This window comes from Pseudomonas sp. Irchel s3a12 (assembly GCF_900187485.1).
In the GTDB taxonomy this organism is placed as follows: domain Bacteria; phylum Pseudomonadota; class Gammaproteobacteria; order Pseudomonadales; family Pseudomonadaceae; genus Aquipseudomonas; species Aquipseudomonas neuropathica.
Window position 1 is genome coordinate 390682 of record NZ_FYDN01000002.1, and the last position, 12905, is coordinate 403586.

General features: G+C 60.7%; 9 protein-coding genes. 8 read left to right on the top strand and 1 reads right to left on the bottom strand.

What is annotated here, in order from left to right; all coding sequences use genetic code 11:
- Nucleotides 1–149 precede the first annotated feature (149 nt).
- Nucleotides 150–365 carry a ribosome modulation factor gene (gene rmf / locus CKW14_RS05220; protein WP_003223300.1) on the top strand — a complete coding sequence of 72 codons (216 nt, stop codon included), beginning with the start codon at nt 150–152 and terminating at the stop codon, nt 363–365.
- A 254-nt stretch (nt 366–619) separates the two neighbouring features.
- Here rmf and CKW14_RS05225 read toward each other — a convergent pair whose 3' ends face one another.
- Entirely contained in the window at nt 620–1642 is a 1023-nt protein-coding gene (locus CKW14_RS05225) for a quinone-dependent dihydroorotate dehydrogenase (protein ID WP_095124891.1), read from the bottom strand.
- Between the two features lie 223 nt (nt 1643–1865).
- Between CKW14_RS05225 and CKW14_RS05230 the strand changes: the two genes are divergently transcribed.
- The 7 genes from CKW14_RS05230 (at nt 1866) to CKW14_RS05265 (ending at nt 12900) form a co-directional block, all read left to right on the top strand.
- Nucleotides 1866–3077, top strand: a complete 1212-nt coding sequence (locus tag CKW14_RS05230) for a CmpA/NrtA family ABC transporter substrate-binding protein (RefSeq protein ID WP_095124892.1) — start codon at nt 1866–1868, stop codon at nt 3075–3077.
- A 15-nt stretch (nt 3078–3092) separates the two neighbouring features.
- Entirely contained in the window at nt 3093–3668 is a 576-nt protein-coding gene (locus tag CKW14_RS05235) for an ANTAR domain-containing response regulator (RefSeq protein WP_095124894.1), read from the top strand.
- Between the two features lie 448 nt (nt 3669–4116).
- On the top strand, nt 4117–5328 hold the full coding sequence (locus CKW14_RS05245; protein WP_095047741.1) for a NarK/NasA family nitrate transporter: 1212 nt from the start codon (nt 4117–4119) through the stop codon (nt 5326–5328).
- A gap of 7 nt (nt 5329–5335) precedes the next feature.
- Nucleotides 5336–7006 (top strand): bifunctional protein-serine/threonine kinase/phosphatase, encoded by a 1671-nt coding sequence (locus tag CKW14_RS05250; protein ID WP_095124895.1) that lies wholly within the window; start codon nt 5336–5338, stop codon nt 7004–7006.
- Between the two features lie 412 nt (nt 7007–7418).
- The gene (gene nirB / locus CKW14_RS05255; protein ID WP_095124897.1) at nt 7419–9872 is read left to right on the top strand and encodes a nitrite reductase large subunit NirB; all 2454 of its coding nucleotides are present in this window, start codon (nt 7419–7421) and stop codon (nt 9870–9872) included.
- On the top strand, nt 9869–10186 hold the full coding sequence (nirD, locus tag CKW14_RS05260; RefSeq protein ID WP_016985592.1) for a nitrite reductase small subunit NirD: 318 nt from the start codon (nt 9869–9871) through the stop codon (nt 10184–10186). Before nirB ends, nirD begins: the two co-directional genes overlap by 4 nt.
- On the top strand, nt 10186–12900 hold the full coding sequence (locus tag CKW14_RS05265; RefSeq protein ID WP_095124899.1) for a nitrate reductase: 2715 nt from the start codon (nt 10186–10188) through the stop codon (nt 12898–12900). The genes nirD and CKW14_RS05265 overlap by 1 nt, the downstream gene beginning before the upstream one ends.
- The last annotated feature ends 5 nt before the right edge of the window (nt 12901–12905 follow it).

Genomic DNA, 12905 nt, shown 5'->3' on the forward strand with positions numbered 1-12905 from the left:
TTAGAACTGAACACAGGTTGACGTCGCAACGGCGTCAACACCTTGGCTCGCCACGCCGGCAGCGAGCCGCACCATGGCAGGTTTTTTCTGCCAGACCTCGGTTGAGGTCAACGCGATACAAAACAGTCAACAAGTGAGGGAAACACCCTATGAGAAGACTTAAGCGTGATCCGTTGGAAAGAGCATTTTTGCGCGGATATCAATATGGCGTTGGTGGCAAATCCCGTGAGCTTTGCCCATTTACTCTACCGTCGGTACGCCAAGCCTGGATTAACGGCTGGCGAGAAGGACGCGGCGACAACTGGGACGGTATGACCGGCACTGCGGGAATCCACAGACTCAACGAACTTCACGCCGTCGGCTGACACAGGGCATTTATTCCGACACGACAATCTGAATTTGTAACGACTTACCATGCACGTCCTTCCCGGACGGCGGGCTGCGGCCCAGGGGCTCCTTCGAGGAGCCCTTTTTTATGCCTGTCTGGCTGACACACATCTCGTGTAGGAGCTGCCGAAGGCTCGGGCCGCGTTCGGACGATCTTTTGATCTTGATCTTAAAAACAGGATCAAGAGATCGCAGCCTGCGGCAGCTCCTACATTGACCGGGTCAGCCTGGGTTATGTGCGCAGGGCGGCGATCGCGTCTACCGATTCGCGAATCAGCGCCGGGCCTTTATAGATGAAGCCGGAGTAGATCTGCACCAGGCTCGCACCGGCCAGAATCTTCTCCGCCGCATGCTTGCCTTCAGTAATCCCGCCCGCCGCAATGATCGGCAAACGCCCAGCCAGCTCACCGGCCAGCACCTTCACAGTATTCGTGCTCTTCTCCCGCACCGGTGCGCCCGATAGACCGCCCGCCTCGTCGCCATGCTCCATGCCTTCAACGCCAACACGGCTCAGGGTGGTGTTGGTCGCGATCACTGCGTCCATGCCGGTTTCGATCAGCGCTTGAGCAACCTGCGCGGTTTCTTCATCGGTCATGTCCGGCGCGATCTTGATCGCCAGCGGCACATGCTTGCCATGACGCAGGGCCAGTTCAGCGCGACGCGTGGCCAGATCGGCGAGCAATTGCTTGAGCGAATCGCCGAACTGCAAGCTGCGCAGGCCAGGGGTGTTTGGCGAACTGACGTTGACCGTCACGTAGCTGGCGTGGGCGTAAACCTTGTCCAGGCAGATCAGATAATCATCGACCGCACGCTCGACCGGGGTATCGAAGTTCTTGCCGATATTGATGCCCAGCACGCCTTTGTACTTAGCCGCCGCCACACGCGCCAACAGGTTATCGACACCGAGGTTGTTGAAACCCATGCGGTTGATGATCGCCTCGGCTTCCGGCAATCGGAAGATCCGTGGTTTCGGGTTGCCCGGCTGCGGACGCGGGGTCACCGTGCCGATTTCAACAAAACCGAAACCCAGTTGCGCGAAGCCATCGATGGCCGCGCCGTTCTTGTCCAGACCGGCCGCCAGCCCCACCGGGTTTGGGAATTCGAGGCCCATGACCGTCACCGGCTTCTTCGCCGGCGCCTTGCACAGCAAGCCGTTTAAGCCCAAACGCCCACCCGCGCCGATCAGATCCAGCGACAGATCGTGGGAGGTTTCCGGGGAAAGTTTGAACAACAGCTGACGGGCCAGGGTGTACATGGGCGGCGATGACTCGGGCGGCGAAAAGAGGCGGCGATTATAGCCGGGCATCGACCTGCGGCGCGAGGCGCACGCGCAAATCACTGGCACTGGCATATGCCTTGCACCCTCCTGGCTATCAGCGCGCCGGTCAATGACGGCAGGCGGGCACGGACAATGGCGTCGTCTTCGGGGTTTGCCTGCGCAAAGTCCGCGGCGGCGCTTTTTTTTCGAGGTACGTTGGATGAATGAACCTTCGGTAGGGCCACTGGCCTGGGTCAATGGCAGCGATGCCCCGGAAAAAAGCGCGATCAACCTCGGCTTCATGGCCCTGAGCGATTGCGCGTCGGTGGTGGTCGCAGCCACACAGGGCTTCGCCCAGCCTTACGGATTGACGCTGAACCTCAAGCGCCAGACATCCTGGGCCAATTTGCGCGACAAACTGGTCAGCGGTGAACTGGACGCCGCGCACAGTCTGTATGGGCTGATCTACGCAGTGCACCTGGGCATCGGCGGTATCGCCCCGACCGATATGGCCGTGTTGATGGGCCTGAATCAGAACGGCCAGAGCCTCAACCTCTCCCACGGTCTGCAAAACCTTGGCGTGAGCAGTCCTGAAGCGCTGGACCGCCACGTGCACCAAAGCCGCGCAAAACTGACTTTCGCGCAGACCTTCCCCACGGGCACGCACGCGATGTGGCTGTATTACTGGCTGGCGAGTCAGGGCATTCATCCACTTCAGGATGTCGACAGCGTGGTGGTGCCGCCGCCACAAATGGTCGCGCACCTGCAAGCCGGGCGTATCGACGGTTTTTGTGTCGGCGAGCCTTGGGCGGCCAGCGCGGTGCAGCAGGATCTTGGTTTCACCCTGGCCACCAGCCAGACCATCTGGCCCGATCACCCGGAAAAAGTCCTTGGCTGCACTCGCGAATTTGTCGAGCAATACCCGAACACCGCACGAGCGCTGGTGATGGCGATCCTTGAAGCCAGCCGCTTCATCGAAGAAAGCCCGGAAAACCGCCGCAGCACCGCGCAGTTGCTTAGCGCGCCGGAATATCTCGATGCGCCAGTGGCGTGCATCGAACCGCGTTTTCTCGGTGACTATGCCGATGGCCTCGGCAATCGCTGGCAGGATCCGCACGCGCTGCGCTTTCACGGTAACGGCGAAGTGAATCTGCCGTATCTGTCGGACGGCATGTGGTTCATGACCCAGTTCCGCCGCTGGGGCTTGCTGCGTGAGGATCCGGATTACCTCGCCGTCGCCCGCCAGGTTCAGCGGCTGGACGTCTACCGCGACGCCGCCACCGCTGTCAGCGTCACCGCATGGGGCACCGACATGCGCAGCAGTCAGTTGCTCGACGGCAAGGTCTGGGACGGCAGTGACCCGGCCGCTTACGCGCGCAGTTTCAAGTTGCACGCGTTGAACGACGACGCCCCCCTTCTCGCCCGCCGCTGACAGGAGACCGCGAACATGTTGCGCATTCTGTTGATCAACGACACAGCGAAAAAAGTCGGTCGCCTGAAAGCTGCGTTGACCGAGGCCGGTTTCGAGGTGATCGACGAGTCCGGCCTGACCATCGACCTGCCCGCGCGCGTCGAAACGGTGCGCCCTGACGTGATCCTGATCGATACCGAGTCACCGAGCCGCGATGTCATGGAGCAAGTGGTGCTGGTCAGCCGCGACCAACCACGGCCGATCGTGATGTTTACCGACGAGCATGATCCGGGGGTGATGCGCCAGGCGATCAAGTCAGGGGTCAGTGCGTACATCGTCGAAGGCATTCACGCCCAGCGCTTGCAGCCGATTCTCGATGTGGCGATGGCACGATTCGAGAGTGATCAGGCGTTGCGTGCGCAGCTGCAGGCGCGTGATCAGCAACTGGCTGAACGTAAGCGTATTGAGCTGGCCAAGGGGTTGTTGATGAGGATGAAGGAGTGCAATGAGGAAGAGGCGTACACCCTGATGCGGCGCCAGGCGATGAGCCGGCAGCAGAAGCTGATTCAGGTGGCGGAGCAGATTATTGCCATGAGTGAGTTGCTGGGCTGAGGTGTTCTGACCGCTTAAGAGCCCCTCACCCTAGCCCTCTCCCAGAGGGAGAGGGAACCGATTGGGGGATGCTCGGGAAATACGCCGACCTGCAATTCCTTCTGTGAATCCATAATCGACTCGGTGTTTCAGGTCAATGTTTGAGGTCCGACACCTCGGTCAGTCCCCTCTCCCTCTGGGCGGTCCGACGTTTCGGGAGGGCTAGGGTAAGGGGCTTTTGATTTTCCGGCTGTTGGCACAAATCTCGCTAAGTAAAACGCACAGGTAACCAACGGCGGTTGCCCCACCCACGACAAAGACGTCGCTCACCCGTTCGCCCAACCGGCGCATCAGGTAGCGGCGTTTTTGCGTTTTGGCCCCACAGCCCGGGGCCGGTGGTGCGGCCGTGGCGGCGCCCCACCTGCTGTTGCATGACTCCTTTCGAGACTCTTTTCAGCTGAGGTGCGCGATGAATTCAAGCTTCTGGAAATCCGGCCACACCCCGACATTGTTCGCAGCCTTCCTGTATTTCGACCTGAGCTTCATGGTCTGGTACCTGCTCGGCCCGCTGGCGGTGCAGATTGCCGCCGACCTGCAGCTAACCACGCAACAACGCGGTCTCGTCGTCGCCACGCCGATCCTCGCCGGCGCGGTGCTGCGTTTTGTGATGGGCATGCTCGCCGATCGGCTGTCGCCGAAAACCGCCGGCCTGATTGGCCAGGTCATCGTCATCTGTGCGCTGTTCGGCGCCTGGAAACTCGGCATCCACAGTTATGAACAGGCGCTGATACTCGGCCTGTTTCTCGGCATGGCCGGCGCGTCGTTTGCTGTTGCACTGCCGCTGGCGTCGCAGTGGTACCCGCCGCAGCATCAGGGCAAAGCCATGGGCATTGCCGGTGCGGGCAACTCCGGCACGGTGTTCGCCGCGCTGCTCGCGCCGGTGCTCGCCGCCGCGTTCGGCTGGAGCAATGTCTTCGGTTTCGCTCTGATCCCGCTGATTCTGACCCTGGTGCTGTTCGCCTGGCTGGCAAAAAACGCCCCTGAGCGGCCGAAAGCCAAAGCCATGGCTGACTACTTCAAAGCCCTGGGCGACCGTGACAGTTGGTGGTTCATGTTTTTTTACAGCGTGACCTTCGGCGGCTTTATCGGCCTGGCCAGCGCCCTGCCCGGCTACTTCAACGATCAGTACGGTTTGAGCCCGGTGACCGCTGGCTACTACACCGCAGCCTGCGTGTTCGGCGGCAGTTTGATGCGGCCATTGGGTGGCGCCCTGGCTGACCGTTTCGGTGGCATCCGCACCTTGCTGGCGATGTACACCGTCGCTGCCGTCTGCATCGCGGCCGTCGGTTTCAACCTGCCAAGTTCCTACGCCGCGCTGGCACTTTTCGTCTGCACCATGCTCGGTCTGGGCGCCGGCAACGGCGCCGTTTTCCAACTGGTACCGCAGCGTTTTCGTCTGGAGATCGGCGTGATGACCGGGCTGATCGGCATGGCCGGCGGCATCGGCGGTTTTGCCTTGGCCGCCGGTATGGGCGCGATCAAGCAGAGCACCGGCAGCTATCAGTTGGCGTTGTGGTTGTTCGCCAGCCTTGGCGTGCTGGCGTGGTTTGGCCTGCACGGCGTCAAGCGTCGCTGGAGAACCACCTGGGGTTCGGCGGCAGTGACGGCGGCGCGGGTCTGAACCTTCGATGGCCCTGCAACTGAGCTTTGCCGAAGCCAGCGCCACCGGCCCGCGCGCGGAGAATCAGGACGCTTTGCGTCTGGTCACGCCCGCGCCGGCGCTGGCGGCGAGCAAGGGTTATCTGTTCGCTATCGCCGATGGCGTCAGCCAGTGTGCCGATGGCGGACTGGCCGCGCGTTCAACCTTGCAAGCCTTGGCGCTGGACTACTACGCCACACCGGAAACCTGGAGCGTGGCCCAGGCACTGGATCGCCTGCTGCTCGCGCAAAACCGCTGGTTGCAGGCCAACGGAGGTGGGCAACCGTTGCTCACCACGGTCAGCGCCTTGGTCATGCGTGGTCGGCGTTTCACCCTCGCCCACGTCGGCGATTGCCGGGTGTATCGCTGGCACGCCGACAGCTTGCAGCGAATCAGCGAAGACCACGTCTGGGATCAGCCGGGCATGCAGCATGTGCTCAAGCGTGCGCTAGGGCTGGATCAGCATCTGGTGCTGGACTTCCTTGATGGCGAACTGCGCGACGGCGAGTGCTTTGTTTTGCTCAGTGACGGTGTCTGGTCGACACTCGGCGATACCGCTATTGCGGCGATTCTGCGTGATCAACCGGATCTGCACAGTGCCGCGCAGACGCTGGTCAACGCCGCGCATCTTGCGGGGAGCCAGGACAATGCCAGTGCTTTGCTGGTGCGGGTGGATGCTTTGGGTGAGGCCAGTATCGGCGATGCGCTGATTCATCTGCAGCAATGGCCCCTGCCGCCACCGTTGAAACCCGGTCAGTCGTTCGAAGGCTGGCAAGTGCTGGACGTTGTCGCTCAGAGCCAGCAATCGCTGCTGTATCGGGTGATTGATGGACAAGGTCAGACGTGGCTTCTGAAAACCCTACCCACGCGTTCCGCCGATGATTCCTACGCCGGGCAAGCACTGTTGTCCGAGGAATGGTTTCTGAAACGCGTAGCCGGTCGCCACTTTCCTGAAGTCCATGCCTGCCAGCAGCGTCAGCATTTGTACTACGTGATGCGGGAATATTCCGGGGCGACGCTGGCGCAGCTGTTTCAACAGTCAGGCCCGTTGTCGTTGGCACAGTGGCAGGACATCGCCGAGCGCCTGTTGCGTGCGGTCGGGCTGCTGCATCGGCGGCAGATCCTGCACCGGGACATCAAACCGGAAAATCTGCACGTGGGCGACGACGGCGAATTGCGTCTGCTGGATTTTGGCCTAGCGTACTGCCCAGGCTTGTCCGAAGACGCGCCGTCAACGTTGCCGGGAACGCCCAGCTATATCGCCCCGGAAGCGTTTCGTAGGGCTCCGCCGAATGTGCAGCAGGATTTGTATGCGGTCGGTGTGACCCTGTATTTCTTGCTCACCGGGCATTTTCCCTATGGCGAGATCGAAGCGTTTCAGCGGCCGCGATTTGGTGTGGCAGTGAGTGCCAGTCGATTTCGGCCGGATCTGCCGGAATGGCTGGCGCAGAGTCTGGAGCGCGGGGTGGCGGCTGATCCGCAACAACGGTTTGAAACGGCTGAAGAGTGGTTGCTGGTGCTGGAGCAGGGCGAGCGGCGCAGTTTGAGTGTGCGGCCCAGACCATTATTGGAGCGTGAGCCGTTGAAGGTGTGGCGGACGATGGCGATCGTGGCTCTGCTGGGGAATCTGGTGCTGCTGGTTTTGTTGTTTCACGGCTGACACCGCATCGCGTCCATCGCGAGCAGGCTCACTCCTACAATTTGAAATGCGTTCCCCTGTAGGAGTGAGCCTGCTCGCGATGACGTCAGCCCAATCACAACAATTCTGTCTGCCTGAATGCCCCACGAACGAGCAACCCGCGTCGATTCGGTGCAAAAAATCCCCGTCAATTACCGCTCCCGCCCAATAAACACGCCATTCCCCCACTTGGCACAACCACTGCATTAACCCAACCAACACACACATAAAGCCCAACCTTCAACGACGAAGGCTGCGCTTCCCGAGAGAACGGGACCAGGACAAAGGCGTCCTCGCTAGGCAACTAGCGGGACGCCTTTTTTTGTTTGCGCAAAATTTGTCGAGCAAGGCCTGACTGCCCACAAGAGGCCAGCCGCAGCTCCCGGAGAACCTGATGAAAAAACTCAAACTAGTGATGATCGGCAATGGCATGGCCGGGGTCCGCACCCTGGAAGAACTGCTCAAGCTGAGCAACGAGCTGTACGACATCACGGTCTTCGGCGCCGAACCGCACACCAACTACAACCGCATCCTGTTGTCGCCGGTGCTGGCCGGTGAGCAGACCTTCGAAGAGATCGTCCTCAACGACCTCGACTGGTACCTGGAAAACAACATCAAGTTGCTGCTCAACCGCAAAGTGGTGGAGATCGACCGGGTCAAACGCCGGGTGATCGCCGAGGACGGCACCGAAGCCGAATACGATCGCCTGCTGATCGCCACCGGCTCGACGCCGTTCATCCTGCCGATCCCCGGCAACACCTTGCACGGGGTGATCGGTTACCGCGACATCGCCGACACCCAAGCCATGATCGACACCGCCAAAACCCACAAACACGCGGTGGTCATCGGTGGCGGTCTGCTCGGTCTCGAAGCCGCCAATGGCCTGATGCTGCGCGGCATGCACGTCACCGTGGTGCACATCGGTGAGTGGTTACTGGAACGTCAACTCGACAAAACCAGCGGCCAACTGCTGCAAAACGCCCTTGAATCCCGTGGCCTGCACTTCCGTCTGTGCGAACAGACTCAGGCGCTGCACGACGCAGGCAATGGCCGGGTCGGCTCGGTGCAGTTCAAGAACGGCGACATCATCCCCGCCGATCTGGTGGTAATGGCTGCCGGTATTCGTCCCAACACAGAATTGGCGGAAAAGGCCGGCATCCCGTGCAATCGCGGGATTCTGGTCAACGACACGCTGCAAACCTACGACCCGCGCATTTACGCCATCGGCGAGTGCGCCAGCCACCGCGGCATTGCCTACGGTCTGGTCGCGCCGTTGTTCGAACAGGCCAAGGTCTGCGCCAACCACCTCGCACAACTGGGTTTCGCCCGTTATCAGGGTTCGGTGACCTCGACCAAATTGAAAGTCACCGGCATCGATCTGTTTTCTGCCGGCGATTTCATGGGCGGCGAAGGCACGGAAACCATCACCCTCTCCGACCCGATTGGCGGCGTGTACAAAAAACTGGTGATCAAGGATGACGTGCTGGTCGGCGCCTGTCTGTACGGCGATACGGCAGATGGCGGTTGGTATTTCCGGCAGATTCGTGAGAATCACGCCATCGGCGAGATCCGTGATCACCTGATGTTTGGCGAAAACGCTTTGGGCGACGTAGGACATCAGGGCCAGGACAAAGCCATGGTCATGGCCGACAGCGCCGAAGTCTGCGGTTGCAACGGCGTGTGCAAAGGCACCATCGTCAAAGCCATTCAGGAACACGGCCTGTTCAGCGTCGACGAGGTGAAGAAACATACCAAAGCGGCCAGCTCCTGCGGCTCGTGCGCCGGGCTAGTCGAACAGATCCTGATCAACACCGTCGGCGGCGCGGCGGACGTCAAACCGAAAAGCGAAAAAGCCATCTGCGGTTGCAGCGATCTCAACCACGGCCAGATCCGCCAGGCTATTCGCGAACAGCATCTGCTGACCATCGCCGGGACCATGAGCTACCTCAATTGGCGCACGCCGAACGGCTGCGCAACCTGCCGCCCGGCCCTCAACTATTACCTGATTTCCACTTGGCCCGGCGAAGCCAAGGACGATCCGCAATCGCGCCTGATCAACGAGCGTGCACACGCCAACATCCAGAAGGACGGCACGTATTCGGTGGTACCACGGATGTGGGGCGGCGTGACCAATCCTTCGGAACTGCGGCGGATTGCCGACGTGGCCGACAAGTACAACGTGCCGATGGTCAAGGTCACCGGCGGTCAGCGCATCGATTTGCTCGGCATCAAGAAGCAGGACTTGCCCGGCGTCTGGAAAGACCTCGACATGCCGTCCGGGCATGCCTACGGCAAATCCATCCGTACCGTGAAGACCTGCGTCGGCAGCGAGTTCTGCCGCTTCGGCACGCAAAACTCGACACAACTGGGCATTGAGCTCGAGCACGATCTGTTCAACATGTGGTCGCCGCACAAAGTGAAACTCGCCGTCTCCGGTTGCCCACGCAACTGCTCGGAAGCGGGGATCAAAGACGTAGGAATTATCGGTGTCGACTCCGGTTGGGAGATGTACATCGGCGGTAACGGCGGAATCAAAACCGAGGTCGCTGAGTTTTTCGTCAAGCTGAAAACCGCCGAGGAAGTCCGCGAATACAACGGCGCGTTCCTGCAGCTCTACCGCGAAGAAGCCTTCTACCTCGAACGCACCGTGCACTACCTGCAACGGGTCGGCATGGAGCACATCAAGAAAGCCGTGCTCGAAGACCCCGAGCGTCGCAAGGCCCTGAACGAGCGCCTGCAATTCTCTCTGTCGTTCGAGCAAGACCCTTGGAAAGAGCGTCTGGCGCAGCCGCAACTGAAGAAAGAATTCGATGTGATCCCTGTGAAAAACCTGGAGGTGCCGGCATGAACTGGCTAGATATCTGCGCTCTCGACGAGATCAATGCCCTCGGTTCGCGAATCATTGCCGGGCCGAAAGGTGACATCGCGATTTTTCGTACAAGCGACGATGAGGTTTTCGCCCTCGACGACCGCTGCCCGCACAAGGGCGGGCCATTGTCGCAAGGTTTGATCTACGGCAAACGTGTGGCCTGCCCGCTGCACAACTGGCAAATCGACCTCGAATCTGGCGAAGCTCAGGCGCCGGATATCGGTTGCGCGCACCATCACCCGGCACGGGTCGAAAACGGTCGTGTGCAACTGGCCCTGCGGGACGCCATCTGATGAGCCGCCAGACGACCGCCTCGACCTGCTGTTATTGCGGGGTCGGCTGCGGCGTGCTGATCGAGCATGACGGCGAGCGCATCCTCGGCGTCAGCGGCGATCCGGCGCACCCGGCCAACTTCGGCAAACTGTGCAGCAAAGGCTCGACCCTGCACCTGACCGGCGACCTGGCAGCCCGCGCGCTGTACCCGGAACTGCGTCTGGGCAAAGGCCTGGCGCGCAGCCGAACGGATTGGGATACGGCACTGGAACACGCTGCCAACGTGTTCGCCGAGACCATTGCCGAGCACGGCCCGGACAGCGTGGCGTTCTATATCTCCGGGCAGTTGCTGACCGAGGACTATTACGCCTTCAACAAACTGGCGCGGGCGTTGGTCGGGACCAACAACATCGACAGCAATTCGCGCCTGTGCATGTCTTCAGCGGTGGTCGGCTACAAGCGCAGCCTCGGCGCCGACGCCCCGCCGTGCAGCTATAAGGATCTGGAACTCAGCGATTGCGTGATGATCGTCGGCAGTAATATGGCCTACGCCCATCCGGTACTTTTCCGTCGGCTGGAAGAGGCAAAATCCCGCCGCCCACAGATGAAAGTCATCGTCATTGACCCACGACGCACCGACACCTGCGACCTCGCGGATCTGCACTTGGCGATTCTGCCGGGCACCGACGTCGCGTTGTTTCATGGAATTCTGCATCTGTTGCTGTGGGAAGACTGGATCGACCGTGACTTCATCAAGGCGCACACCGATGGCCTCGCCGACTTGAAAAATCTAGTCCGTGATTACACCCCGCAGATGGTTTCGCAACTGTGCGGGATCAGTGTCGAGCAATTGCAGCAATGCGCGGAATGGGTGGGCACCTCGCCGAGTTTTCTGTCGCTATGGTGCATGGGCCTGAACCAGTCCACCGCTGGCAGCGCGAAGAACAGCGCGCTGATCAATCTGCATTTAGCCACCGGGCAAATCGGCCGTCCGGGTGCAGGACCTTTCTCCCTCACCGGTCAGCCGAATGCCATGGGCGGGCGCGAAACGGGCAGTTTGTCGAATCTGTTGCCGGGCCATCGAGACGCGGCCAACCCTGAACATCGCGCCGAAGTAGCGGCATATTGGGGCGTTGATCGGTTGCCGGAAAGTACCGGTCTCAGTGCCATCGAACTGTTCGAGCAAGTGCGCAACGGCAAGATCAAGGCGTTGTGGATTGCCTGCACCAACCCTGCCCAATCGATGCCGGACCAACATGCTGTGCGAACAGCGCTTGAGACCTGCCCGTTTGTGGTTCTGCAAGAAGCCTTTCGCACCACCGAAACCGCTGCATTCGCCGATCTCCTGCTACCCGCCGCCAGTTGGGGCGAGAAAGAAGGCTCGGTGACCAATTCCGAGCGACGCATTTCCCACGTGCGTAACGCCATCCTCCCACCGGGTGAGGCGCGGCCGGACTGGGAGATCACGGTAGATTTCGCACAACGTCTGGAGAAACGTCTGCGTCCCGCTGAGTCGAGCCTGTTTACGTTTAACCAACCTGCGCAGTTGTTCGATGAATTCAAAGGGCTGACGCGTGGACGGGATCTGGATATGTCCGGGATCAGCCACACGCTGATCGACGAGATCGGACCGCAGCAATGGCCCTTCCCTGTCGGAGCGCGGCAAGGAACGCCACGACTGTACGAGGACGGTATTTTTCCTACGGCCAACGGTCGGGCTCAGTTTATTTCCGATCCGTATCGCGCCGCCAAAGAGCAGCGCGATGCTCGCTTTCCACTGACGTTGATCACTGGCCGCTTGCGCGATCAATGGCACGGTATGAGCCGCACTGGCACGGCAGCGCAATTGTTCGGGCATGTCAGCGAAGCGGTGTTGAGCCTGCACCCGGACGAAATGCGCCGGCATCGTTTGCAGCCGGGCGATCTGGTCAACCTTAAAAGTCGTCGCGGCGCGGTAATCGTCGCGGTTGGCAGCGATGACAGCGTACGTCCGGGGCAAGCGTTTCTGCCGATGCACTGGGGCGACCGTTTTCTCAAGGGCGGTGTGAACAGCCTGACCCTGCCGGACTTTGATCCGCTGTCGAAGCAACCGGAACTCAAACACAGCGGTGTGCGCCTCGAGCCGGTCAATCTGCCGTGGCAACTTTTCGCACTGATCGAGGGTGATGTTCAACGGCATTTCGAGACGCTACGACCGCTCTGTGAGGCATTTTCCTACGTGAGTCTCAGCCTTGTCGGACGTGAACGATCGGCATTGCTGATACGCGCGGCCAGCAGCGAAGCTCCGAATGCGCAATTGCTCGGTGAAATCGACCAATGCCTGTCACTGATCGACGGCCCGGTATTGGCCTATGACGATCCTCGCCGCGCCATTGGCAAACGCGTGCGCATTGAAAACGGCCGGATCACTGCTATCCGGTTAGCCGGTGAAACCCTCGCTCAGCATTGGCTGCAAGGGTTGTGGCTGGAAGGCCGTGCGGATGAGCAACTGCGGCGCTGGCTATTGGCGCCAATGAGTGCGCCGCCGGGCAGTGTCGGGGCGCAAATGGCTGTGGATAAAACCCTGTGCAACTGCAAGAACGTCAGCCTCAACGCGGTCTGCGCCGGCATTCGCCAAGGCCTGGATCTGCAGAGCTTGAAAAACCAACTGGGCTGCGGCACGCAATGCGGCTCGTGCGTCCCGGAAATAAAACGTTTACTGGCTGCCGACGTGCAGCCAGCCGCCGTCATCTGATGAGG

Coding starts and splice junctions, on each gene's coding strand:
- rmf (WP_003223300.1), top strand. CDS start 150: ATGAGAAGACTTAAGCGTGATCCGTTGGAAAGAGCATTTTTGCGCGGA.
- CKW14_RS05225 (WP_095124891.1), bottom strand. CDS start 1,642: ATGTACACCCTGGCCCGTCAGCTGTTGTTCAAACTTTCCCCGGAAACC.
- CKW14_RS05230 (WP_095124892.1), top strand. CDS start 1,866: ATGAATGAACCTTCGGTAGGGCCACTGGCCTGGGTCAATGGCAGCGAT.
- CKW14_RS05235 (WP_095124894.1), top strand. CDS start 3,093: ATGTTGCGCATTCTGTTGATCAACGACACAGCGAAAAAAGTCGGTCGC.
- CKW14_RS05245 (WP_095047741.1), top strand. CDS start 4,117: ATGAATTCAAGCTTCTGGAAATCCGGCCACACCCCGACATTGTTCGCA.
- CKW14_RS05250 (WP_095124895.1), top strand. CDS start 5,336: ATGGCCCTGCAACTGAGCTTTGCCGAAGCCAGCGCCACCGGCCCGCGC.
- nirB (WP_095124897.1), top strand. CDS start 7,419: ATGAAAAAACTCAAACTAGTGATGATCGGCAATGGCATGGCCGGGGTC.
- nirD (WP_016985592.1), top strand. CDS start 9,869: ATGAACTGGCTAGATATCTGCGCTCTCGACGAGATCAATGCCCTCGGT.
- CKW14_RS05265 (WP_095124899.1), top strand. CDS start 10,186: ATGAGCCGCCAGACGACCGCCTCGACCTGCTGTTATTGCGGGGTCGGC.